Source organism: Acinetobacter faecalis (assembly GCF_034187745.1).
GTDB classification, from domain to species: domain Bacteria; phylum Pseudomonadota; class Gammaproteobacteria; order Pseudomonadales; family Moraxellaceae; genus Acinetobacter; species Acinetobacter faecalis.
Window position 1 is genome coordinate 267,390 of record NZ_JAXHPF010000001.1, and the last position, 25,406, is coordinate 292,795.

Below are 25,406 nucleotides of genomic sequence, written 5' to 3' on the forward strand. Positions count from 1 at the left end.
TTTTTGAGATATGATTAATTATGATAACAATGAAAATAAGCTTTTTAGAAAAGCTTATAAGTTCTAAGATAACACGAAAAAATTCGACAGGGGTACGACTCTAAAGTGAAAGCCTTTATTCTGCGTATATTGATGCTACTGATTAGCCTTGTACTCATTATCCAATTATGGATTTTTGCAAGTCTGGCTTGGTGGCGTACGAATCCTGTAAATACAACAATGTTTATGCGTATAGATTATTTTTCTGATATGTCGACGCCGATTAAACATGAATGGCGTGATTATGACCAAATTAGCGACTATTTAAAGCATGCTGTTGTTGCTGCAGAAGATGGTAAATTCATGAGCCATAATGGTTTTGACTGGGATGGAATGCGAGTTGCTTTAGAGCGCAATAAAGACAAAGGAAAACTAGTTGCAGGCGGTTCAACTATTTCACAGCAATTGGCAAAAAATCTATTTTTATATAACAAACGATCTTTCATTCGAAAAGGGCAAGAAGCCGTTATTACTTGGATGATGGAGCGAATGTGGTCGAAAGAACGTATTTTAGAAGTGTATTTAAACTCCGTGGAATTTGGTGAAAATATTTACGGAATTGAAGCTGCAACACAATATTATTTTGGAAAATCCTCAAAAAGCTTAAGCCGTGAGCAAGCCATTTTCTTGGCAGCGATTTTACCTAATCCTAAGTATTTTCAAGATAGACGGCACGACAGCAAGTTGAAATATCGTAAGCGTATGATTCAAAAGTATATGCACTATAGTCAAATTCCATAAGGTGCACATGTTATAAGCAGTTAATAAAAAGTCCACATTAATTGGGCTTTTTTTATGAAATTGTCACAATTTTGAAGCATACTTATAGGTATGGGCATACTTAAAAAAATGATGGTGATTTATGAATACAGCTGTTAATGAAACTCCAACACAAATTGAATACGCATATAACGACCGTTATATTAACCGTGAATTATCAATTTTAGATTTTCATTTACGTGTATTGGAGCAAGCAGTAGATCCACTTCATCCATTGCTTGAACGTATGAATTTCTTGCTTATTTTTTCTCGCAATTTAGATGAATTTTTTGAAATTCGTGTTGCGGGAATGATGGAAGAACTTGATTTAGGTAATGAAAGTCATAGCCCAGATGGTTTAACGCCTAAGCAGGTTTTAGAAAAAATTTCTAAAACGACGCATGAAGCGATTGAACGTCAATATCGTATTTTAAATGAAGAAATTTTGCCTAAATTACGTGAAGAAGATATTTGCTTCTTACGCCGTGGCGAATTAACACCTGCACAATCTGCATGGGTTAAAAAATACTTCCAAGAACAAGTTGCTCCTGTATTAACGCCAATTAGCTTAGACCCTGCACATCCATTTCCACGGTTAGTGAACAAGTCACTTAATTTTATTGTTACTTTGGAAGGTAAAGACGCATTTGGTCGTCAAATCGATTTAGCCGTTGTTCCTGCACCACGCTCATTGCCACGCGTTGTACGCTTACCAGATGAATTAACAGATGGTAAAGAGCATCATGTTATGCTGTCTGCAATTATCCATGAACATGTTTCAGACTTGTTCCCAGGTATGACAGCAACGGGTTGTTACCAATTCCGCGTAACACGTAATGCAGATTTAGCATTAAATGAAGATGTTGAAGATTTAGCAAAAGCTTTAAAAGGTGAGTTAAATTCACGTCGTTTTGGTCGTGCAGTTCGTTTAGAAGTGACGCAAAACTGCCCAAAAAATATTTATGAATATTTATTAGATGAATTTGATTTACACGAATCTCAACTTTATAAAGTACATGGACCTGTAAATCTTGCACGCTTGCTTACAAACTTTAAGCGTCCACATTTACGTTACGATTCACACACGCCAATTATTCCTAAAGTACTAAAAAAATCTGAAAACATTTTTAGTGCAATGCAAAAGCAAGATATTTTGCTTCATCATCCATTTGAATCTTTTGCTCCTGTTATTAACTTATTACGTGAAGCTGCACGTGATCCACAGGTTTTAGCAATTAAGCAAACCTTATACCGTAGTGGTCCAGACTCTGAAATTGTTCAGGTGCTTGCAGAAGCAGCACGCAATGGTAAAGAAGTTACAGCCGTTATTGAGCTTCGTGCACGTTTTGATGAAGAATCAAATATTGAAGTAGCTAATGTATTGCAAGAAGCGGGCGCTGTTGTTGTATATGGCATTGTGGGCTATAAAACACATGCCAAAATGATTTTGGTTATACGCCGTGAAAACAATAAACTTGTGCGCTATGTGCATTTAGGCACAGGAAATTATCACGCAGGAAATGCTCGTATTTATACAGACTACGGCTTACTTACAACAGATAAAGAGCTGTGTGAGGATGTACATCGTGTATTCCAAGAATTAACAGGAATGGGCAAAATGGCGAAGCTGAAAAAGCTTTTACATGCGCCATTTACGCTTCATGCTCAATTGCTCAATTTCATTGATGATGAAATTGCCAATGCAAAAGCAGGAAAACCTGCGCAAATTATTGTCAAAGTGAATGCTTTAACTGAAGTTCAGCTTATCAATAAATTGTACGAAGCTTCTCAAGCAGGTGTGCAAATTGATCTGATTATTCGTTCAATTTGTTGCTTGCGTCCTGGTTTACCAGGTTTGTCTGAGAATATTCGTGTGCGTTCAATTGTGGGGCGTTTCTTAGAACATACACGTGTTTATTATTTCAGTAATAATGGTGATGCACGTATTTATTGTTCAAGTGCAGATTGGATGGATCGTAACTTATTTAATCGTGTTGAAGCGTGTTTCCCAATTGTAGATCCAGCATTGAAAAAACGTATTTATCAACAAGGTTTACTGACGTATTTAAAAGATAATCAACAAGCTTGGTTACTGCAAAGTGATGGAGCTTGGTTACGTGCGAGCGTTGAAGCAGGTAAGGAATTACACAATTCACAGCGTTTATTACTTGCTGAGATTAAATAATCTTTAAAGTGTAAAATAAAAAAAGGAGTCAATATGACTCCTTTTTTTAATAAGCTAAATAAATTACTGCAAGTTTTGTGTGATTTTTTGCAGAATTTGTAAAAGAACATCAAATTCACTTTGAAGTGGTGTGCTTTTACGTGTAACCAAAGCCAATGTACGGCTAGGTGCAGCATCAATTGATTTCACTATTAAATCTGGATTTGCTTTCACCATATTGGTGTGAATGGCAATTTCAGGAAGTAAAGTAAAGCCAAGGTTCGCAGAAATCATTTCTACAAGCGTAGGAAGAGAGCTTGCTTTTAAACGATGATCATTTTTACGTTCGCCAATTGGGCAAGCGCTTAATGCATGATCACGTAAACAATGACCTTCTTCAAGCAACATTAAGCGAGATAGATCAAGCTGATCTAGCGTTTTCGCATTTGCCGCGTTTTGGTCAGATTTATGATAAACCAAACATAAATTTTCACGTGTAATTTCAGAAACTTTTAAGCTACGAGTATCGAAAGGAAGAGCAAGAACAACCATATCTAGATTGCCATATTCTAACTTTTCTACAATTTTTTCACTTTGAGCTTCGTGGAAATGTAATTGAATTTTAGGCAGTTGCTTATGCACTTCATCTAACAGTTGCGCCAAAATAAATGGTGCAATTGTTGGAATAACGCCAAGATGTAAATCACCAGTAAGTGGTTCACTCATTTCACGACTTAAACGCATTAAATCTTGAGCATCGGCCAATAGAACACGAGCTCGTGCAACAACTTGTTCACCCAAAGGAGTTAAGCGTACGTTTTGGCGATCACGTTCAACGAGTACGCCACCCAATAATCGCTCTAACTCCATGATACCGCCCGACAAAGTCGATTGGGTTACAAATGAGCGGCGTGCGGCTTCTGTGAAGTGCAGCGTTTCAGACAGTGTAACTAGATATGACAGCTGTCTTAGGGATGGTAATGCAGCCATAGTGTCCTAATTTTTCGATTTAAAGTGATGTACAAATAGTCCGCTAAGATAAGGAATAAAGTGCGGAGGGACATCATGCCCCATTCCTTCAATTAATTCAAACTTAGCACCTGGTATTGCTTTTGCAACAGCTTTACCATGCCCAGGAGGCAATAAGCGATCGCAAGAGCCATGAACAACAAGGGTTGGCTTTTGAATCTGTTTATTTAAATGTAACAATGATCCTGTACATAATATTGCTAAAAACTGTTGAAGTACACCCGTTGGGTAATAACTTCGACGATATAGTTTCTTCGCTGTTTGAATGACTTCCAGTTGATTGACAAAGCCCGGAGATCCAATGGTTTTGAGCACATGAATACTATGATCAATAATACCATTTTCATCTGCTGATTCTGGCTTGGCAATTAAACTTAAAAGTTGTTTTGGGTAAGGTAAAGGTAAAAAAGGTTTATTATTACTGGTAAAGAGTAAGCCAAGACTTTGTACTTTTTCTGGATAATTTGATGCAAGAATTTGTGCAATCATACCGCCCATAGAAGCGCCAATCACATGAGCTTTTTCTAGACCAAGTTGATCAATTAACAAGGCAGCATCTTCAGCCATATCATATAGGCTATAAGGCGCTCCCTGATTTTGTAAGCCAACAGAAAAGCGACCCATCATTTTTATGGTATTTAGTTTTGGTCCTTTGTTTCGTATTTTACTAGATAATCCTATATCTCGATTATCATAACGTATCACACGAAAGCCTTGATCAATAAGTGTTTTACAAAAAAAATCAGGCCAAAATAGTAATTGTGCACCTAAGCCCATAATGAGCAAAATGGCAGGATCATCTTTTTTACCGCCTACTTCTACATGAAGTTCTATGCCATTCGCTAAAGTCACTTTAGTTTCTGACATAAAAGAGGTGTAAGGGGAGTCCTGAAATTTAAGGGCACTATTCATTTTTATTTTCCTAACAAGGATGCTTTTAGGCATCCTTGTCATTTAAACCTTAAACAGATGCGGGAATCAAGTCGGGAACAAGTTTAGTTAATGTTAAACGTTGTTTTGCCGCTGTCGCACCTAATAATACAAAGCCACGTAAAGTTTCAGATGAATCGAAAGCTTTTGCAATCATACCATCATCTAGTTCTTCAGTTTGCCAAGTTACCTCTAGGTCATTTGGAACAGCTAAAACTGTAAGTGGCGCAGCAGGTGTTTTAACAGCTACAGGCATTGCAGGGTAATGAACTGTTGTTTGTATGCCATTGAGCGTTTTGGCAAGCGCACGTGCTTGTTGCATAATTGGCATGACAAAAGGAAGTAAAGTACCGTTTACTTCAGCACAGTCACCTACGGCAAAAATATCTGCTTGATTTGTTTCAAGTGAGCTATTTGTTAGTACGCCACGAGCTGTTGCAATATTTGTTGCTTTTGCAAGTGCTGTATTCGGTTGTAGGCCAATTGCAGAAAGAACGGCATCTGCAATAAAAGATTGTCCATTAGCTAAAGTCACAACATAGCTGTTGTTCTCTGCTTTAGAGATTTTTTCAACTGTTGTACCAAGTACAAAGTGAACGCCAGTATCTTCTAAACCTTGTTTAAATGCAGATGCAACATGTGCAGGCAATAAACGGCAAAGTGGCTGTGTTGCTAAGTCGATAACAGTAACTTTATGACCTGTGTTTTGTAAGTCATTGGCAAATTCACAACCAATTAAACCTGCACCTAAAATTACGACACGTTTATCGTGATTGAGGTCAATTTGCTTACGAAAAGCGGTGTAGTTACTTAAGTTATTTACAACATGAATATCATCACTTGCATCGCCTGAAATAGCCAAGCGAATAGGATTTGCACCAATTGCTAAAACAAGTTTTGCATAAGTTAGTGTAGTTTCAACACCATCTTTTTCTAAACTTAAAAGGTGATTTTCTGCATCTATGCTTTTCACCCACGTATTTTTTTCAATGCGCATATTGAGTTGAGCACTCATTTTTTCTGCATCGCCTAAAGCAATTTGCTCTGGTGCTTTGTTGCCTACTAATGCGTTTGAAAGCGTTGGTTTTGCATAATTTACTGCGTCATCGGCACAAATCATAACAAGTTCTTGTTCTGTATTTAATTTACGGAACTCACGAGCTACGGTATAACCCGCCATACCTGAACCAATGATGACGATAGGATGCATAACAATCTCCACGTTAAAATGAATAGTGCATAAAAAAGACCAGATGATGGTCTTTCGTGCAAATACTTAGATTTCAATCATCTCAAAATCTACTTTAGAAACGCCACAGTCAGGGCAAGTCCAGTCATCTGGAATATCTTCCCATTTTGTACCTGCAACGATGCCATCTTCAGGGCAACCTTCTGCTTCGTCATAAATCCATCCACATACGATGCATTGATATTTTTTCATTTGACTCTCCAATACCGATCAAAACGAGATCAGTGAAAATCCTTATAAAAGGCAAGATACTTTTTATATGACGATCAGCGTACATATATACGTAAATTTTTACGCAGTTACATAGGGAAAGTAAAGTAAATATCTTTCTTTAATTGGGCATTTTCAAAAATGTATGTAATTAATGAACAAAACTTGTCATAAATCATTGGAATGTTGAAATTTAAAGAACAAATGAACAATTAAACTGAATAAATATTTGATGATGCTAGAAAGATAAAAGTAGGTTGTTTAGACTTAAGTTGAACAGACTTTTTCCATTTAATTCTGTATTTTATAATTAGATGAATCTATATTTGATATTTAGATAAAAAATAAAGCAATAAATACAAATACTTAGTGTTTTAAGGTTCGTTTGATTATTTTTAATACAAGCCTGATTTGCTAGCCCTTGCTAAAAATAAGCTGTAAAATTCAACTATTCTCCTATTTATTAAATTTCTCCCATGAGTAATCAGTCTACAGTTCTGTGGTCACACATTCGTACGGTTCAAGATTTCCCAAAACCAGGTATCTGCTTCTACGATCTAACACCATTATTTATGAATAACATTGGTCTTTTGACTGATGCACTTATTGCGAGTATTCCTGCAAAACAACTTGAAGAAGTTGAAAGCTTTATTGCTGTAGAAGCGCGCGGCTTTGTTTTAGCAAGCTTACTTGCACAGCGTACAGGCAAAGGGCTTATTTTGGTTCGTAAAGCAGGTAAGTTGCCACCTCCTGTTGTTGGTGTGGGTTACAGCCTAGAATACGGTTTAGACCGTTTAGAAATGTCGGCTGAAATTGAAAGCCAAAAAGTTATTATTGTAGATGACGTGCTTGCAACTGGCGGTACTTTAAAAGCAGTAAAACAACTTGCTGAAAAATGTAATCACAATGTTCTTGGTGCAAGTATTTTCCTAGACTTACCAGATTTACATGCTGATTTGGGTTTAGATATTTGGACTGTTTTAGATGATAAATCTAAGCCTGAATCTGTAGCTGCATAAGCTTTATTAGATACTAAAAAAGCCACATAAATTGTGGCTTTTTTATTTTGAATATTGCAATAAATTTGCTTAAAAAGACTTTTCTATTTCTAAAATTAAATCATTAATTCTTTCAGGATGTTCTAAGCGGTGATGTCCGCCTTCAATGCTTTGAATTTGCATATAATTTTCTAAAAATTCTTTTGTCCCGTGCATATCTAAAATTTCATCACCTAATTCTAAATATGCCATTTGCTGAATGTCATGATCTAAAATTTTATCAGAAATAGGAGGATAGTCGTCACGGAAATTCGGTGTTAAATTAGGGTTAGCAATAACGCATGGAATTTGATGTTTAAAGGACATTAATAAAGCCCAATACCCACCTAAGCTATGACCCACAATAATGTGTGGATTAATTTTCTCAATAATATCGTGATAAAACTGAGCGACTGTTTCAAAGTTTAAATTTCGATAATCAACGTTAATACAATATTTTTTAGGCGCATCAATCGCGTGAAATTTTGTTGAATCTCTTGAAGAGTCCAAACCATGAAAAAACAAAACTGTTGAAGTGTAAGTCGTCATTATTATTTATTCACAAAGTAAAAATGTTAAAACGTGATTTTTCAACAAATGGTTAAGTCTAATTTTAATTTAAATAAGATAATGTGCATCTTAGATTTTGGTCTATTTTTTGAGTGGTTTTAAGGCTTTAGTCTAAGTTTTAAACAATGTTATTGTGTTAAAAGAAAAGGCTTTAACTATTTTAAAAATATAAAAAATAGCGTTAATTCTTATAATTTTGTATTACATCGTAGATTTTTATACATGAACAGTATTTCTCTCTGCGCATTATGCTCTAAATCTGCTATTCTATGCCACTTCTATTTCTTATCTAAATTACGAGGCAGAGATGACGCAAAATAACGCTCAATCGACTTCTGAACAAACTATTTCCGAAAACGATTTAATTGCACAGCGTCATGCCAAGTTAAAGCAAATCCAAGAACAAGCAAAAGAAACGGGTGTTAGCCCTTGGCCAAATACGTTTAAACGTGAACATTACGCACAAGACTTACAAGATCAATTTGCAAATGTATCTAAAGAAGATATTGAAGCAGGTGAAAAGGTTTATGTATCTGTCGCTGGTCGTGTAATGCTTAACCGTGGTTCATTCATGGTAATTCAAGACATGACTGGTCGTATTCAGTTATATGTTGCACGTAAAGAACTTGCGCCTGAAGTGTTGGAAACAATTAAAGGTTTAGACCTTGGCGATATTATTGCAGTTAAAGGTTATGTAGGTCGTTCTGGTAAAGGCGATCTTTACGTACATATTGAACATTTTGAATTATTAACAAAATCATTACGTCCACTTCCAGATAAATTCCATGGTTTAACAGATACAGAAGTGAAGTATCGTAAACGTTACCTAGATTTAATCGTAAACGAAGAAACACGTAAAACTTTTGAAATTCGTGCAAAAGTAGTTTCTGGTATTCGTGCGTTCTTAACTGAACAACGTTTCATGGAAGTTGAAACACCAATGATGCATGTTATTCCGGGTGGTGCTTCTGCGCGTCCATTTGAAACGCATCATAATGCATTAGATATGCCATTATTCTTGCGTATTGCGCCTGAACTTTACTTGAAACGTTTAGTTGTTGGTGGTTTTGAGCGTGTGTTTGAAATTAACCGTAACTTCCGTAACGAAGGTGTGTCTACACGTCATAACCCAGAATTCACAATGATTGAATTCTATCAAGCTTATGCAGATTACAAAGACTTGATGGAATTGACTGAAAAAATGCTTGAGAAGTTAGCAGTCGACATTTTGGGTTCTACAGATGTTCCTTATGGCGAAGAAGTGTATAGCTTTAAAGGTCCATTCAAGAAAATCTCAATGTTTGATGCAATTCTTGAACATAACCCAGAATTTACCCCTGAAAATGTGGGTGATCGTGAATTCCTTGCGAACTTCGTGAAAGAAACATTGAAAGAACAAGTGAAGCCAGGTTTTGGTTTAGGCAAGCTTCAAACAATCGTATTTGAAGAAACGGTTGAAACTAAACTTCGTCAGCCTACGTTTATTACAGAATACCCAGCGGAAACTTCTCCATTGGCACGTCGTAATGATGACAATCCGCATATTACAGACCGTTTTGAATTTTTCATTGGTGGTCGTGAACTTGCAAATGGTTTCTCTGAGTTAAATGACCCAATTGACCAAGCAGAACGTTTCCAAGCGCAAGTTGACGAAAAAGAAGCGGGTGATGATGAAGCAATGCATTACGATGCAGACTTCGTTGAAGCATTAGAATATGGTTTACCGCCTACAGCAGGTCAGGGTATTGGTATTGACCGTTTGGTCATGTTATTTGCAAATGCGCCAAGTATCCGTGATGTAATTTTATTCCCTCATATGCGTCATAAAAATGCATAAGTTGTGAAACTAAAAAACCCGCTTAATGCGGGTTTTTTGTACTTTAAATAATACTTAAAGTAGGGCAGTTTGAATGCGAACTTTCATGTCTAATGCTTGCTGCACAATAAAGTCTTTCATCCATTCAACTTGTTGACCCATAGGATTGGTCTTAATAGCGGTATTTAAGAAAGACATACTATCTAACTGGAAAAGTTGTTGTTCAATTGCTTGTGTAAGTTGTTGACTGTTACAAGCTAAAGGCATGTTGATGGTGTAAAAGCCTTTAGGGAAGTTGTAGAAGGCATAAAGTAAGTTAAATGCGCGTTCATCTCCCTTTAAATTGCCTGCGCCAATTTCATAGCTACGGTCTTGGTTGCTGTGTGTAATACCAACAACAAACTGCCATTGCTTCTCCGAAAGTCGTAGACCAAATTGCAGACCTAATTGGTCGGCTGTATGTTCGTGTTGAATAAAGTTATTAAGTGCAGAACCATCGTCATTTAATGCTTCTTGCAGTACTAACATATGTTGTTGATGCTGATAGATATAGCCTGCAAGCGCTGCTTGTTCTAAGCTGCTTTTAAGGGCTTCGATATCAAAATGGCTATAAGGCATAAATATAAGTCTTTTGCTTGAATGTCTTTATTTAATCATGTTTGGTGTAAAATATAAGGGTTTTGTAATAGTTTTTATGAATAACAGGCTTACTATTTTCTCTAAAAATTTAAATTTTAAAAAACTAAAAAATAGATTTGAATTGAATGATTTTAATACTGTGCTTAATTATATTGAATAAGCAATATCAATAAAGCTTTATATGATGAATTTGCATATTAATATCAGAAAACAAGCAATAGAATGAATAACTAAATCACTATAATGTATATAAAATTTCATATGTGTCATAAGTACACGTTTTCTAAGCTGGTGTTGTCCATGTCGTTAAATGAGGAAAGACTTACTCATCTAAAACAGCTTGAAGCTGAGAGTATTCATATTATCCGTGAAGTAGCTGCTGAGTTTGAAAACCCAGTTATGCTCTATTCAATTGGTAAAGATTCAGCAGTCATGCTGCATTTAGCCCTCAAAGCATTCTATCCTGCAAAACTTCCATTTCCACTTCTACATGTAGATACAGGTTGGAAATTTAAGGACATGATTGCGTTCCGTGACAACATGGCGAAAAAGCATGGCTTTGATTTGATCGTGCATCAAAACAAAGAAGGGGTAGATGCTGGCATTAACCCATTCGACCATGGTAGCTCTAAATATACAGACATCATGAAAACTCAAGGCTTAAAACAAGCACTTGATAAATACGGTTTTGATGCTGCATTTGGTGGCGCACGCCGTGACGAAGAAAAATCACGTGCAAAAGAACGTGTTTATTCATTCCGTGATTCGAAACACCGTTGGGATCCTAAAAACCAACGTCCAGAACTTTGGAACCTTTACAATGGTAAAGTGAACAAAGGAGAAAGTATTCGTGTGTTCCCATTATCAAACTGGACTGAGCTTGATATTTGGCAATACATTTACTTGGAAAGCATTCCATTAGTACCGCTTTATTTAGCTGCAGAACGTCCTGTAGTTGAACGTAGTGGCACACTGATTATGGTTGATGATGAACGTATGCCTTTAAAAGAAGGTGAAGTTCCGCAAATGAAATCGGTACGTTTCCGTACTTTGGGTTGTTACCCACTTACTGGTGCTGTTGAGTCTGAAGCTGACACATTGCCTGAAATTATTCAGGAAATGCTTTTGGCAACAAGTTCTGAACGTCAAGGTCGTATGATTGACCATGATGAAGCAGGCTCGATGGAGAAGAAGAAACAAGAGGGTTACTTCTAAGCATCTTCCCCCTAAGAATCTCCCTTGCGTAGCAGTGCTACTCACCTCTTTATAAAAGAGGGGCTTCAAAAGCGGAGCAAAGTCTCCCTTAACAAAGGGAGATTTAGAGGGATTAAAGAGATTAGAAACCGATTTCAAAAGAATATGTGGAGTTTGAGCAATGTCTCATCAATCAGATTTAATTAGCCAAGATATCTTGGGTTATTTAAAACAACACGAAAATAAAGACTTATTGCGTTTTTTAACTTGCGGTAACGTAGATGATGGTAAATCGACTTTAATTGGTCGTTTACTTTACGATTCAAAATTGATTTATGAAGATCAATTGCAAGCAGTTACGCGGGATTCTAAAAAAGTAGGTACAACAGGTGATGCACCTGACTTGGCTTTACTTGTAGACGGCTTACAAGCTGAACGTGAACAGGGTATTACCATTGATGTGGCTTACCGTTATTTCTCTACAGAAAAACGTAAGTTCATTATTGCGGATACACCGGGGCACGAACAATACACGCGTAACATGGCGACAGGTGCATCTACTTGTGACCTTGCGATTATCTTAATTGATGCGCGTTATGGTGTTCAGACTCAAACTCGTCGCCATACATTTATTGCAAGCTTGTTAGGCATTAAGAACATTATTGTTGCAATCAACAAAATGGACTTGGTGGAATTCTCTGAAACTCGTTTCAATGAAATTCAGACTGAATATAACGACTTCGTTAATCAGTTGGGTGATCGTAAACCTGCAAACATTATCTTTACACCAATTTCAGCTTTAAATGGCGATAACGTTGTAAACAAATCTGCGAGCACACCTTGGTATCAAGGTCAAACGTTGATGGAAACGTTGGAAACAGTTGAAATTAATCGTACATCTGCGAAGCAAGATTTCCGTTTCCCAGTTCAATATGTAAACCGCCCTAACTTGGACTTCCGTGGTTTCTGTGGAACTGTTGCGTTAGGTGATGTTTCTGTTGGTGATACAATTGTGGCTTTACCATCAGGTAAATCTTCAACTGTTAAAGAGATTGTGACTTTTGATGGCAACTTAGAACGTGCTGTTGCAGGTCAAGCTGTAACGCTTACGTTAAATGATGAAATTGATATTTCACGTGGTAACGTTCTAGTTCGTGCAGATCAAGCTGAGCCGTTTATTTCACGTTCTGTGAATGCAACTGTTGTTTGGATGGCAGATCAACCGCTTGTAATTGGTAAGTTGTATAACTTAAAAGTGGGTACGCAAACTGTTCCTGCTAAAGTGACTGCAATCAACTTCCGTACAAATGTGAACACGCTTGAAAAAGCGCAAGTTGAAAGCTTAGAGCTGAACTCTATTGCTAACGTAACTGTTGAGTTTGATGCGCCTGTTGTATTTGATCGTTATAAAGACAGTCGTTATACAGGTTCGTTCATCTTTATTGATCGTTTAAATAACGTGACGATTGGTGCGGGTATGGTAGAGGAGTCTGTTGAATGGGCTGCACATACCAATCCTGTAACTGCGGAAGCACGTGCTGCTCGTTTAGGTCAAAAGCCTGCATCTATTACTGTTTCTGAAGCTGCGTTGGAAAATGCTAAAGTGCTTGAGAACTTGTTGCTTCAACAAGGTGTAGTTGCTATTGCTAAAGCAGGTTTAGATGCTGCTCAAGTTGCACTTTTACGTGAAACTGGTGTTGTGGTAATTACAACTGTAGCTGAAGGTACAGATGCAACTGTTGTTGTAGATGCTGTTGAAGAATTAGCTGAGAAGATTGTTGAGTTGGTTCGTCTATAATAGATTGAGCTGATTTAAAAAAACCCGCCATCAGGCGGGTTTTTTTTCGTATAGCTTTGAGAATTTTAATTAAGCTAGTGATGAAATTCAAAAACTTATTTATAAAAAGCCAATAAAAAATAATTGTGCAATCAAAACAATCAGACGTAATACAGTTATTCCAACTAAAATAAAAAATTGTAAAAAGACAGAAAAAAATAGCATCCAACCGCTTGCGCCTTTTACATCATTCGCTTGTCGTTCAAAACCCCAAATAATTAGAAATATCAGTAACTCGACAGCAGCTACTGTATAGAAAACCCAATCCCATGGAAAATGTAATAACCAAGTCCATCCAACAATAAAAAGTGAAGGAATGAAAGAGGCTAAAAAAATATCATGATTATGCGATGAAGCCATTTTTCTTTTTAAAATTAAAATGATAGTCGAGTTAAAATAAAGCTTAATGAATGATAAGTGAAGTATTAAATATTACAAAAAATATAATGTATATGCTTTTAAATTTTAAGAAGTTACATTAAGATATATCTTATTTAATTGTAAGATATATCTTTGCTATGCCAAACTCAGAAATTATTGCTGAAATTGATGGTACTTCAAAGTCAAGAAAACGCTTGTTTGAAACAGGCGAAATGAAATTGCTCGTACTTCATTTCATCTCACAACAGCCTAAATTCAGCTATGACATTATCAAAGACGTTGCAAACTTAGTTGGTGGAAACTACAAGCCAAGCACGGGTACCATTTGCCCAACCATTAACTACTTAGAAGAACAAGGTTATACAGAAGTTCATTTAAGCGAAGATGGTCGCAAGCAATATCACATCAATTCAAAAGGCATTGAGCATCTTCAAGCGCAAAAACAAAAAATAGATAAAACGCTTTGCCGTTTTAATACACGTATAAAAATTCAAAATAATGTGGAATTAACCCAAATAAAAGAAGCAATGGATCAACTCAAAGTTTCGCTTAGACAGCATTTACAAGATGATGAAATTCATCCTGATAAAGTCGCAAGTATTGCAAAAATAATTCACCAAGCAGCAATGCAAATTAAAGATATAGGCTGAAAAATTATTATGAGCAAAATTAAATTTCATCCAAAACATCTGACATGGCTTATGCCACTCATTTTATCTGGCATTATGAGTGGTGCGATTTCATGCTACAACATGATTCTAAATTTAGGATTGGTACATAACTTTTTAGAACTTTGGTTATTTGCTTGGGCAAAATCTTGGTTGTTGGCATTTCCATTAATTTTAATTGTATTGCCAATTGTACGTAATTTTTTAATGAAATTTGTTGATTCACCAAAATAACAATGCAGTTATGCTATTTAATAACTTGATGATTCTACATTGGACATAAGTGTAAATTGGCTTCTAAGCATGAATTAACTATGTTCAAATAAGCACAAGAAACATGAATAGTAAATAAATAAGGAAAAGCAAATGTCACAAGCAAGCATGCAACAAGTCATTATTACAGAACCGGGCGATATCGATAAACTTGCCTATGAAACTGTAGCAATTCCAAGCCCAAAAGCAGATGAAGTGCTTGTAAAAGTACATGCATTTGGTATTAATCGTCCAGACATTTTACAGCGTCAGGGTTTATACCCAATGCCAAAAGGCGTAACACCTGTGCCGGGTTTGGAAGTTGCAGGCGAAGTATTTGCCGTTGGTGAAAATGTGACACAATTTAAAGTGGGCGATAAAGTTTGCGGACTGACCAATGGCGGTGGATACGCAGAATATTGCGTTGTACCTGAAAGCCAAACTTTAACTATTCCTGAAAATGTGAGCTATGTACAAGCGGCTGCAATTCCAGAAACTTTCTATACCGTTTGGGCAAACGTATTCCAAATGGGTAAAGCCAAAGCAGGTGAAACCGTACTCATTCATGGTGGTACAAGTGGAATAGGTACAACGGCACTTATGCTGTGTAATGCCTTGGGCATGAAAACCTTTGCAACAGTGGGTTCAGATGAAAAAGTAACAGCAATTTCAAACATCACTACAGCCATTAACTACAAAACTCAAGACTTTGAGCAAGTGATTAATGAAGCAACAGAAAACGCAGGTGTAGATGTTATTTTAGATATTGTGGGTGCACCATATTTAGCACAAAACTTAAACCTATTACGTCGTGATGGACGCTTGGTTTATATCGCATTCTTAGGTGGTGCAAAAGCCAAAGATGTAAAACTCGGTCAAATTATGATGAAACGCTTGACCATTACAGGTTCGACAATGCGTGCGCGTAATACCGCAGAAAAAGCTGAAATTACGGAAGGCTTAAAAGCTAATGTTGCACCACTTTGGGCAAAAGGCGAATGCTTACCAATGATTTATAAAACATTCAAATTTGACCAAATTCAAGATGCACATGCATGTATGGATACAGGCGAGCATATAGGTAAAGTTGTGGTTGAGGTGATTTAATCTATCTCATAGCCTTAATTGCGATATTTAGAAAAATCCCAACGTGTTTTAAAGCATTGTTGGGATTTTTTATTTAAAAAGTGGCTTAATAAGTACATTGCGTCTCAATATTCGCTTTCCGATTCAGATATATTTCCACGCAGATTTATGCGAAAATACGTTTTTATATATTTATTTGTCCAAAGGCATTTCATGACTGACCAATCTCCTGAATCTTTAAGCGATATCGAAATTGTAGATATTTTACAATCCATGAAAAACGATGAGCTCAATACAGAAGCAAAAGAGATTATTCGTAATGGCGGTAAAGCAGGTCGTCAAGAAGCACATAAACAAGCACTTGTATCATTGCATACAGCATTTGAAGAGCGCTTTGTTGAAGCTGTGACTTTGGCTTTAGGCTTAAATGAAGGTCAGGCGAAAAAAATTCGTTATAAAAAAGACCGTATTCGTATTTTGAAGGTACGTGGAATTGATTATTTAGCAATTGATGGTGCGGAAACAGCACAAGTACTATCACAAGTTGCACAAGCAATTAGCCGTGAAGATGCAATAGTAACTCATGATTTGCATAACATTTTCCCATTTTGGAAAGAAGGCTGGCCTATGGTTCAGTTCGATAATGCTTATAAAATTTTGGAAGATGATATTAACATTCACTACCAAGCAGTCTTAGATGCATTGTTAAGCAAGTAATTTAAATTACTTGTTTAACACCAATAAAAAAGCACCTATAAGGTGCTTTTTTTATACTTTGGAGATTAACCGAGTGTTGAATAAAGCGGGAATACACCAAATAGAAGTGCTGCAGCAAGCATCACTAAACAGGTTAAAATTGCCCATTTAATAGTGAATTTTTGATGTGCACCAAACTCAATGCCTGCTAAACCAACAAGTAAGTAAGTTGATGGAACAAGAGGAGAGAGTAAATGCACAGGCTGACCTACAATAGATGCACGTGCCATTTCTACAGGGCTAATACCATAATGAATAGCAGCTTCTGAAAGAATTGGAAGTACACCGTAGTAGAAAGCATCATTCGACATAAAGAATGTTAAAGGCATGCTGACAATTGCTGTAATTGGGGCAAGAAAAGGTCCCATACTTTCAGGAATAATGGCAACAAGCTCTTTAGACATCGCTTCTACCATGCCTGTTCCAGCTAAAATACCTGTGAAAATACCTGCGGCAAAAATAATACCTACAACGTTAAGTGCACTACCTGCATGGCTTGCGACAAGTGCTTTTTGCATGTCGATATCTTTATAGTTCACGACAAGTGCAATACAGAGCGCAATCATGAATAAAATAGACATTGGTAAAATACCAAGAACTAAAGACACCATAAGTGCAAGAGTAAGTAGAGCATTGAACCAACGTAAATGTGCGCGGTTTGCTTCAGGGTTATTCGAAATTTGAATAGAATCGCCGTGGCTAACGTCTAACTCAACAATACCTAAGCGTTTACGCTCCATACGGCCATACATAAAGCCGACGAAATAGAGCCAGAAAATTGCGCAAATCATTGGCAAAATCATTGGAATAAATACATCACTTGGGTCTACATGCAATGCGCTTGCTGCACGTGCAGTTGGGCCGCCCCAAGGTGTTAAGTTCATAATGCCACTCGCAAGCATCATTAAGCACGCCATAATAAGAGGGCTCATACCTAAACGTTTGTATAGCGGTAACATTGCTGCCACACAGATCATATACGTTGTAGAACCATCACCATCTAAAGAAACAATGAGTGTTAAGGTAATTGTACCCATGACCACTTTCAGTGGATCACCTTTTACAAGGCGTAAAATCCATTTTACAGAGGGGTCAAACAAACCTGTATCAATCATCACTGCAAAATAAAGGATTGCGAAAAGTAACATCACACCAGTAGGTGCTAGTTTCTTCACACCTTCGAGCATCATTTCACCTAATTCATTTAGCTGAATATGATCTAATCCTTCAACAAAAAAACTAAGACCGTATGCAATAAGTGCAAAAAGAACAGGAATTAATGTAAGTGCAACAAGAGGTGTAAGGCGTCTAGACATGATTAAGTACATGAAGCACAAAATCATGCTCAGACCAAGAATGGTCAGCATTGTTTCAATCCTTTGAATTATGTTTGTAAATCTAGTTTTTTTATTAAAAACGTACCGATACTAGTGAAAAACTGATTAATTAGAAACAAAGTGAATTAAATGTGAAATAAATGGCTATTTTGTTGGAAAATGGTGTAAATAAAACAATAGTTTATCTTTCATTTTTTTTAATATAGTTTAAGAAGTAGCCTGGAGGCTTGTAAGTACTAGTAACATTGAGTAATTCTATGTATCTACTGAGTAAAAATGATTAAATTCACCGCAAATTTTACTTTGTTTTTATAGCTAAATAAGTGCAAAAGAATGCATAAATAAAAAATTTATTGAATAAGATAGTGTTGGAATTAGCTTGTTATATTTATTATGTGAATAGTAGTGAAATTAAAAGAAGAATCAGATTATTCTGATTCTTCTTTTAATAGGTCTGAGCTATCAATTAATCGAGTAACTAAGAGTTGATCAATTTTAAAATGGTCTACATCGACAACTTCAAATTTGAAACCTGAGTAAATAACAAAGTCAGCAGGACGTGGAATTTTACGTAAGCTGTACATCATGTAGCCAGCTAAGGTTTCATAGTTTTCATCGTCAGGCATTTCATCGATTTCAAGCGCATGTTTAATGTCTTCAATTGGCGTGCTGCCTTCAATTAACCATGAATTTTCATCACGTTTAATAATTTGTTGATCTGCTTCTATTGGTATAACCCAGTCACCCATTACCGTTGTCATAATGTCTGAAAGTGTAATTACGCCAACAACAAGTGCATATTCATTAATAACGACAGCAAATTTTTCTTTGCTAGAGCGGAAGCGATCAAGCAATTCTGAAAGAGTTAAAGTATCTGGAATGGTTAAAACATTACGAATAGTATTTTCATTCAGTTGTAATAAAGATTGATTATTTAAGATGCGAACCAAAATATCTTTAGCATCTACATAGCCAATAACATCATCAATATTTTCACTACACACTAAAAATTTCGAGTAGGGAAATTGTGCAAGTTTTTGACGAATACTCTCTTCAGATTCTTTTAAAGTGAAATATACGACGTTTTCACGTGTTGTCATGCTTGAAGGAACATTTCGTTCTTCAAGTTCAAATACGTTTTCAATGAAATGGTGTTCTTGTTTCTGCACAACACCTGCTAAGGCACCTGCATCCATAACAGCAGAGATATCTGCAAAAGTGATGTTGTCATCACGAACTGTGTTTACTTTAAATATTTTAAATAGCACGTTTGCAATACTGTTAATAAACCAAGCCAATGGCTTACATACAACAATAAATACTTGAATAGGGTTAATAACAGAAATTGCAATTTTTTCAGGTGCAATCATTGCCAAGCGTTTTGGCATTAAGTCTGCAAATAAAATAAATAATGAAGTTACTAGGGTGAAAGATAATGTGAAGCTAATGGTTTCTGCCCAAGGACCTGAGTAGAACCCATTCACAAAATTAAGGAAATAGGGGCGAAAAGCACCTTCACCTAAAATACCACCTAAAATTGCAACAGCATTTAAACCAATTTGAGATGCTGCAAAAAAGTCTGCTGAATTTTCCTGTAAATCTAATACCTTCTGCGCTCGGTCTTCACCCGATTCTGCAAGAATTTTAAGTTTAACTTTTCTTGCACCAGCAAGTGCAATTTCAGTTAAAGATAAAAAACCTGCCCCTGCAATAAGGACAATAATTATCAGGATATTTTGAAAAAGGCTCACGAATCCACCTGTGGCTCATCATTATTATGAATATTTTTAACACAAATTAACCTGAGCTCATATAAAAATATTTACTCAGGTTCATAAAGGATAATCTTAATAAATAAGAACTTATAAATAAAAAGGAATTAATACGTAGAATTTTGAGTGTTATTTAATAAAAACTCACGATTCTCTTCTTCAATCATTTGGCGTGCAACATACAAAATAAGTTGGCGTAACCAACGATGTGCAGGGTGATGATGAAGTAAAGGACACCATGCCATTTTTAATTCAAACTCAGGAATATAAAAAGGAGGGTCTTTAATTAATAGATTTTGACTGTTCGATTGTAAGCTTGCAATACGTGTAGGTAATGTTGCAATTAAATCTACATTCGAAGCTAAAAGGGCAGGCATTTGGTAGTGGCGAGTAAATACTGAAATTTTACGCTTTTGACCAATACGCTCTAAAGCTTGATCAATCCAGCCTAAGCCAGCTTGTTTTTCAGGATTCACACCAAAGCCAACGCCCATACCTGTTTTAGATACCCAAATATGCTGTGCATCTAAGTAGCTTTTTAAGTTTAAATTGGCAGCAGCAGGATGCTTTTGATTTAACAAGCAAGAAAAACTATCACGCCAAACTAAAACCTGATGAAAGCTTTGTGGAATTTCATTGAATCTATTAATAGCAAGATCGACTTTACCTTGTTCCATATCTCTGTAAGACACATCACTTGGCGTTAAAAAGTCGAGTACAACATTAGGTGCTTCAGAACGTAAAGCTTTAACTAGGCGGGGAACTAGTGTTGCCTCTGCATAATCTGAAGTCATAATGCGGAATACACGATTCGATGTATAAGGGCGGAACTCTGTGCGAGGCTCCAAAATCATCGATAAATCAGATAAAGCATCACGAATACGTGGTTGTAGTTCTAATGCACGTTCTGTTGGGGTCATTCCTTCAGAAGAACGAATGAGAAGCGGATCGTTAAATAAATTGCGTAGTCTGCGTAAAATGTTACTCATTGCAGGTTGGGTTACACCCAATTGTTCTGCCGCACGAGTTACATTTTTTTCACGTAATAGTACATCAAGATAAATAAGAAGATTAAGATCTACCCGCTCTAGATTCATACAGAAAATACCGAAAATAAAATCAAGAAATTATGGTGATTATGCCATAAGGAGTATGATTTGTGTAGAAATATGATGGAAAAAACAACGAATTAGTTATCTTAAAATACTGTATTTATTTAGATTGAATGATTATTAAGACATGAATTTTCACTGAAAATTTTATTATAAAAGACATTAAAATCAATTAAAGAAAATGAATGGACTTAAAATATAAATTTTTTATAGATAGAAAAACCAATATGTTTAAAAAATATTCAAATAAATATGTGGAAATTGGCGTTTAATGCAAATTTTGTGGTCAAAAAGGTCAATAAAAAATCTAAAAAATAGTATGTCGACTTAAGTCTCATAATTAAAAAGTAATCAAAAAAGTTAAAAAATATCCAATTGTTATTTAAATAATTTTAATTAAAAACAATGCTTTATTTAATATTATTTATTTTGGATTACGACTTTGATCTACATATTTTTTAAATAAATAGTGAAGATTCTTGGAGAATATTGGATTAATTTTTTCAGTCAATCTAATCTGTATCCATAGCAACAAAGCGATCGAAAATTAAACAGCCTTAAAGCAAGTTTATTTATCGGTTGAAAAATCCTAAAATTATATACAGGGTAAAATATCATGACTACATACCAAACAGCGATTGATGCAATCCGCGAATTAAAAGCAAAATTCGGCAACACTTGGGCAGACATCAGTCCTGAAGATGCTGCGCGTATGCAATTACAAAACCGTTTCAAAACTGGTTTAGATATTGCTAAATATACAGCTGCGATTATGCGTCGTGATATGGCTGCTTATGATGCTGACTCTAGCAAATACACTCAATCATTAGGTTGCTGGCACGGTTTCATTGCACAACAAAAAATGATTGCGAACAAAAAATACTTCGGTACAACTGAACGTCGCTACATCTACCTTTCAGGTTGGATGGTTGCTGCTCTTCGCTCTGAATTCGGTCCTTTACCTGACCAATCAATGCACGAAAAAACATCTGTTCCTGCATTGATCGAAGAAATCTACACATTCTTACGTCAAGCTGACGCGAAAGAACTAAACGATCTTTTCCGTTCACTTAAAAAAGCTCAAGAAGCTGGTGACACTGCTAAAGCTGCTGAAATCACTGCTCAAATCGATGGTTTCCAAACTCACGTTGTGCCAATTATTGCGGATATCGATGCTGGTTTCGGTAATGAAGAAGCGACTTACTTACTTGCTAAGAAAATGATCGAAGCTGGTGCATGTGCACTTCAAATCGAAAACCAAGTATCTGACGCTAAACAATGTGGTCACCAAGCTGGTAAAGTAACTGTTCCACACGAAGATTTCATCGCTAAAATCCATGCATTACGTTATGCATTCTTAGAAATGGGTCTTGATGATGGTATCATCGTTGCGCGTACTGACTCTGAAGGCGCTGACTTGACTCAAAAAATCCCAGTGGTTAAAGAGCCAGGCGACATCGCTTCTCAATACATCAGCTACTTAGACACAACTGAAATCGACATTTCAGAAGCACAAGAAGACGAAATCTTAATCAAACGTGATGGTAAATTACATCGTCCTAAGCGTTTAGCTTCTGGTTTGTATCAGTTCCGTGAAGGCACTCAAATTGACCGTGTTGTACTTGACTGTGTAACTAGCTTACAAAATGGTGCTGACCTTCTTTGGATCGAAACTGCAACTCCAAACGTTGCTGAAATCGCTCACATGGTTAACCGTGTTAAAGAAACAGTTCCAAATGCGAAACTTGTTTACAACAACTCTCCTTCGTTCAACTGGACTTTAAACTTCCGTCAACAAGCTTACGACCGTTGGGTTGCTGAAGGTAAAGATGTATCTGCTTACGACCGTGCTAAATTAATGAGCGCTGAGTACGATGCAACTGAATTAGCTGCTGAAGCTGATGAAAAAGTACGTACATTCCAAGCAGATGCTGCACGTGAAGCAGGTGTATTCCATCACTTGATCACTCTTCCGACTTACCACACAGCAGCTCTTTCTACTCATGAGCTTGCTCAAGGTTACTTCGGTTCTGAAGGTATGTTAGCTTATGTTGCTGGCGTACAACGTAAAGAAATCCGCGGTGGTATCGCTTGTGTTAAACACCAAGCAATGGCTGGTTCAGACATCGGTGATGATCACAAAGAAATCTTTGCTGGCGACAATGCATTGAAAGCTGGTGATGACGCTAAAAATACAATGAACCAATTTGGTGGTTAATCTACCCAAATGATTCAAAAAAACCCTGCGAAAGCAGGGTTTTTTATTTAGATATTTAAAGTAGTAAGATAGTTCTATTTATTAAATATGAATAGTAGCTAAAAATTACGTTACTAATAAATTAATTTTTAGAATGCTTTAAATAGATATAAATAGATGGTGTAATTTTGTGCAATATTTTTAAAAAATAGTAACTTACAAAAAAATATACAAATATATATTAAAAGGTTAAATGTTAATCAATTTAGGCTTTTTAAAATAAATTAGCTTGATAGAATTCGTAAACATTAATTTACTTGGAAATGCTTGTGTTTGAAAAAGCTGCAGAACAAAGTTTACGAATGATGGGGTGGGAAATTGATAACCATTGGCCTTTAGATTTAGATCAATGTGTCATGATTGCAGCGCCACATACCAGTAACTGGGATGCGCTTTATGCACGACTTGCATTAAAAGCATTAGGTGTGAACGTTCGCTTAACAATTAAAGACAGTTATATGAAATTTCCATTTGGTCCATTTGTACGAGCAATGGGTGGAATTGGAATCGATCGTCGTCCGAAAGAAGCTGGGCAAGAACGCTTAAGTATGGTTCAGGTCATGACTGATTTATTTAAAACGCATCCTAAACTTGTGATGTTGGTTACGCCCGAAGCAACGAGAGCAAAACAAGAAAAGTGGAAAACAGGTTTTTATCATGTTGCGCTCAATGCCAATGTTCCTATTGCTTTGGCATATATGGATTATAAAAATAAGAAAACTGGCGTAGGTAAAATTGTGTACCCTACGGGAGATATGGAAAAAGACATGAAAGAAATTATGGATTTTTATACAAACATTCATGCTAAATTTCCTGAAAATTTCAGTGTAGATCAGCGTTATATTTCAGATTAATTATTCGTAATAAAATGTTATTGAAAGCAAGTTAAATCAAATGATCTAACTTGCTTTTTTTAGTTTATTCACTTTTAGAAATACCGCCTAAGCTTTGACATGCTTCTTTATAAATAACATATTGTTGTTCTACAACTTCATGTAAAGAGATATCAAATAATTTATCTCCTCGTTTGTAGCTTTCTATATATGAACCTGCTTTTTTCTTAGAAGAATAAAGTGATTGTTCATAATAAGAATTAAGAGAACTATGTGGAATTTGAGTACTTTCAATGTTTGTACATTTAAATTGAATAAATAATGATTCTGCTTTTTTAATATCTTTAGATGTACCCATACAACCAATAAGAATAAATGTTATAACGACCAAGCTTAGAATTTTCATGTAGCGAATAATAAAAAATAGGGTGCGCATTATTGTATTGGTTTTTTACACCCTAATTCATTTGAAATATACTATTTGGTTAAAAAATGAATATTTGTGACAAAAGACACACAAATCACAATTATCCTTTGACTAAACCACCATCTACAATTAAGTTCTGCCCTGTTACAGCACGTGAATAAGGTGATAAAAACATCATAATTGTAGAAGCAAATTCTGCAGGCGTAATGACGCGTTGCAGAGGTGTGGAAGATGCGATTAAATCGAAAACAAAACTTGGTGTAGATTGGCTTGCATCTGTAGTTTGAAGTAAACCGCCAGAAAGCATATTAACGTTAATTCCGTATTGACCTAAATCTTGAGCTGATGTTCTTGTAAATGCGAGTAAGGCAGATTTAGCAACGGTATAATCATGGTAAGGAACAACAGGATTTTGAACAAGGTTAGTACCTATATTCACAATACGACCAAAATTGGCTTGTTTCATATCATTTAGCGCAGCTTGAGTTGTATTTAAAGCAGCAAGTACAGCACCATCAAATTGTTGTGTCATTATCTCTGCGCTTAGATCTTCAATTTTAGGTCTTAAGTCGCCATTAAATTTAAAATTAACTAATGCATTATTTACAATAGATGTAATTGCACTGCCGAAATGTTCTTTCGCTGCCATAAAAAGTGATTGAACTTGTTCTTTGTTGGTAACATCTGCTTGATATGCAAAAACTTGTTTTGGATATTTATTAGCAAGCATATCGGCTTGTTGCTTACTGGTGTGATAATTTACAACAACACGCGCACCTTCAGATATTAAAGATTCTGTAATTGCTAAACCAAGTCCGCGAGCACCACCTGTTACAAGTACAATTTGATCGCAAATATGCATAATAAATCTCAATAATTTTACTTGTGACGAAAGATAGCAATCTTTCAAATAAAGCCAAAGTAAAATTAACTCTATGAAGATTATTGTGTTTAGTTAAATAAATTATAAATAGATAAAAGTGAAGAACAGCTAATAAAAATAACGAAAGTAACAAATTGTTAAGATAATTGTTGAATTGTACCCAATTGCA

Annotated in this window: 24 protein-coding genes; 12 read left to right on the plus strand and 12 right to left on the minus strand. The window is 35.9% G+C overall.

Going from position 1 to position 25,406, the window contains the following annotated elements; all coding sequences use genetic code 11:
* The first annotated feature begins 105 nt into the window (after window positions 1–105).
* Window positions 106–780 carry a monofunctional biosynthetic peptidoglycan transglycosylase gene (mtgA, locus tag SKM54_RS01320; protein ID WP_171501297.1) on the plus strand — a complete coding sequence of 225 codons (675 nt, stop codon included), beginning with the start codon at window positions 106–108 and terminating at the stop codon, window positions 778–780.
* Window positions 781–901: 121 nt separating this feature from the next.
* On the plus strand, window positions 902–2,983 hold the full coding sequence (gene ppk1, locus SKM54_RS01325) for a polyphosphate kinase 1 (RefSeq protein WP_321090908.1): 2,082 nt from the start codon (window positions 902–904) through the stop codon (window positions 2,981–2,983).
* A gap of 63 nt (window positions 2,984–3,046) precedes the next feature.
* Here ppk1 and oxyR read toward each other — a convergent pair whose 3' ends face one another.
* The 4 genes from oxyR to rubA form a co-directional block, all read right to left on the minus strand.
* Window positions 3,047–3,952, minus strand: coding sequence for a LysR family transcriptional regulator OxyR (gene oxyR, locus SKM54_RS01330; RefSeq protein WP_154773031.1), 906 nt, complete (start codon window positions 3,950–3,952; stop codon window positions 3,047–3,049).
* 6 nt (window positions 3,953–3,958) lie between these two features.
* Window positions 3,959–4,903, minus strand: a complete 945-nt coding sequence (locus SKM54_RS01335; RefSeq protein WP_321090907.1) for an alpha/beta fold hydrolase — start codon at window positions 4,901–4,903, stop codon at window positions 3,959–3,961.
* Between the two features lie 49 nt (window positions 4,904–4,952).
* Complete coding sequence (locus tag SKM54_RS01340) at window positions 4,953–6,131, minus strand: NAD(P)/FAD-dependent oxidoreductase (protein ID WP_321090906.1); 1,179 nt, start codon at window positions 6,129–6,131, stop codon at window positions 4,953–4,955.
* A 66-nt stretch (window positions 6,132–6,197) separates the two neighbouring features.
* Window positions 6,198–6,362: a rubredoxin RubA gene (gene rubA / locus SKM54_RS01345; protein WP_321088071.1), complete on the minus strand. Its 165-nt coding sequence runs from the start codon at window positions 6,360–6,362 to the stop codon at window positions 6,198–6,200.
* A gap of 494 nt (window positions 6,363–6,856) precedes the next feature.
* Here rubA and SKM54_RS01350 point away from each other — a divergent pair, with 494 nt between their 5' ends.
* Complete coding sequence (locus SKM54_RS01350; RefSeq protein ID WP_154773027.1) at window positions 6,857–7,399, plus strand: adenine phosphoribosyltransferase; 543 nt, start codon at window positions 6,857–6,859, stop codon at window positions 7,397–7,399.
* A 69-nt stretch (window positions 7,400–7,468) separates the two neighbouring features.
* On the opposite strand, the gene SKM54_RS01355 is transcribed toward SKM54_RS01350, so the two are convergent.
* Window positions 7,469–7,966, minus strand: a complete 498-nt coding sequence (locus SKM54_RS01355) for a YqiA/YcfP family alpha/beta fold hydrolase (protein ID WP_321090905.1) — start codon at window positions 7,964–7,966, stop codon at window positions 7,469–7,471.
* Between the two features lie 328 nt (window positions 7,967–8,294).
* Between SKM54_RS01355 and lysS the strand changes: the two genes are divergently transcribed.
* Window positions 8,295–9,824, plus strand: coding sequence for a lysine--tRNA ligase (gene lysS, locus SKM54_RS01360; RefSeq protein ID WP_321090904.1), 1,530 nt, complete (start codon window positions 8,295–8,297; stop codon window positions 9,822–9,824).
* A 54-nt stretch (window positions 9,825–9,878) separates the two neighbouring features.
* Here the strand turns inward: lysS and SKM54_RS01365 are convergent, their stop codons facing one another.
* Entirely contained in the window at window positions 9,879–10,421 is a 543-nt protein-coding gene (locus SKM54_RS01365; protein ID WP_248101768.1) for a hypothetical protein, read from the minus strand.
* Window positions 10,422–10,742: 321 nt separating this feature from the next.
* Here SKM54_RS01365 and cysD point away from each other — a divergent pair, with 321 nt between their 5' ends.
* Complete coding sequence (cysD, locus tag SKM54_RS01370) at window positions 10,743–11,657, plus strand: sulfate adenylyltransferase subunit CysD (protein WP_154773023.1); 915 nt, start codon at window positions 10,743–10,745, stop codon at window positions 11,655–11,657.
* Between the two features lie 160 nt (window positions 11,658–11,817).
* Window positions 11,818–13,434: a sulfate adenylyltransferase subunit CysN gene (gene cysN, locus SKM54_RS01375; protein WP_321090903.1), complete on the plus strand. Its 1,617-nt coding sequence runs from the start codon at window positions 11,818–11,820 to the stop codon at window positions 13,432–13,434.
* Window positions 13,435–13,533: 99 nt separating this feature from the next.
* Here cysN and SKM54_RS01380 read toward each other — a convergent pair whose 3' ends face one another.
* Complete coding sequence (locus tag SKM54_RS01380) at window positions 13,534–13,833, minus strand: hypothetical protein (RefSeq protein ID WP_321090902.1); 300 nt, start codon at window positions 13,831–13,833, stop codon at window positions 13,534–13,536.
* A 149-nt stretch (window positions 13,834–13,982) separates the two neighbouring features.
* On the opposite strand from SKM54_RS01380, the gene SKM54_RS01385 reads away from it, so the two are divergent.
* From SKM54_RS01385 to SKM54_RS01400, 4 genes are all read left to right on the plus strand, one after another.
* On the plus strand, window positions 13,983–14,504 hold the full coding sequence (locus SKM54_RS01385; protein WP_407061149.1) for a PadR family transcriptional regulator: 522 nt from the start codon (window positions 13,983–13,985) through the stop codon (window positions 14,502–14,504).
* Window positions 14,505–14,513: 9 nt separating this feature from the next.
* Window positions 14,514–14,756: a DUF2798 domain-containing protein gene (locus SKM54_RS01390; RefSeq protein ID WP_154773019.1), complete on the plus strand. Its 243-nt coding sequence runs from the start codon at window positions 14,514–14,516 to the stop codon at window positions 14,754–14,756.
* Between the two features lie 132 nt (window positions 14,757–14,888).
* A complete protein-coding gene (locus SKM54_RS01395) occupies window positions 14,889–15,881 on the plus strand; it encodes an NAD(P)H-quinone oxidoreductase (RefSeq protein ID WP_321090900.1) in 993 nt (330 codons plus the stop codon).
* A gap of 192 nt (window positions 15,882–16,073) precedes the next feature.
* Window positions 16,074–16,577 carry a hypothetical protein gene (locus tag SKM54_RS01400; protein WP_154773414.1) on the plus strand — a complete coding sequence of 168 codons (504 nt, stop codon included), beginning with the start codon at window positions 16,074–16,076 and terminating at the stop codon, window positions 16,575–16,577.
* 65 nt (window positions 16,578–16,642) lie between these two features.
* Here SKM54_RS01400 and SKM54_RS01405 read toward each other — a convergent pair whose 3' ends face one another.
* The 3 genes from SKM54_RS01405 to SKM54_RS01415 all read right to left on the minus strand — a co-directional run bounded on the left by SKM54_RS01405 (window position 16,643) and on the right by SKM54_RS01415 (window position 20,822).
* Window positions 16,643–17,983, minus strand: coding sequence for a CitMHS family transporter (locus tag SKM54_RS01405; RefSeq protein ID WP_321089591.1), 1,341 nt, complete (start codon window positions 17,981–17,983; stop codon window positions 16,643–16,645).
* A 398-nt stretch (window positions 17,984–18,381) separates the two neighbouring features.
* Window positions 18,382–19,704, minus strand: a complete 1,323-nt coding sequence (locus SKM54_RS01410) for a hemolysin family protein (protein WP_311917718.1) — start codon at window positions 19,702–19,704, stop codon at window positions 18,382–18,384.
* 128 nt (window positions 19,705–19,832) lie between these two features.
* Window positions 19,833–20,822 carry a LysR family transcriptional regulator gene (locus SKM54_RS01415; RefSeq protein ID WP_154773415.1) on the minus strand — a complete coding sequence of 330 codons (990 nt, stop codon included), beginning with the start codon at window positions 20,820–20,822 and terminating at the stop codon, window positions 19,833–19,835.
* A 631-nt stretch (window positions 20,823–21,453) separates the two neighbouring features.
* Here SKM54_RS01415 and SKM54_RS01420 point away from each other — a divergent pair.
* Together SKM54_RS01420 and SKM54_RS01425 are read left to right on the plus strand one after the other, a co-directional pair.
* Window positions 21,454–23,055, plus strand: coding sequence for an isocitrate lyase (locus SKM54_RS01420; RefSeq protein ID WP_154773416.1), 1,602 nt, complete (start codon window positions 21,454–21,456; stop codon window positions 23,053–23,055).
* Window positions 23,056–23,363: 308 nt separating this feature from the next.
* Window positions 23,364–23,948, plus strand: coding sequence for a 1-acyl-sn-glycerol-3-phosphate acyltransferase (locus SKM54_RS01425; protein WP_311917717.1), 585 nt, complete (start codon window positions 23,364–23,366; stop codon window positions 23,946–23,948).
* A gap of 64 nt (window positions 23,949–24,012) precedes the next feature.
* On the opposite strand, the gene SKM54_RS01430 is transcribed toward SKM54_RS01425, so the two are convergent.
* Both SKM54_RS01430 and SKM54_RS01435 read right to left on the minus strand, forming a co-directional pair.
* Window positions 24,013–24,333, minus strand: a complete 321-nt coding sequence (locus SKM54_RS01430; RefSeq protein ID WP_321090899.1) for a hypothetical protein — start codon at window positions 24,331–24,333, stop codon at window positions 24,013–24,015.
* A gap of 121 nt (window positions 24,334–24,454) precedes the next feature.
* A complete protein-coding gene (locus SKM54_RS01435; protein ID WP_321090898.1) occupies window positions 24,455–25,216 on the minus strand; it encodes a 3-oxoacyl-ACP reductase in 762 nt (253 codons plus the stop codon).
* Between the last annotated feature and the right edge of the window lie 190 nt (window positions 25,217–25,406).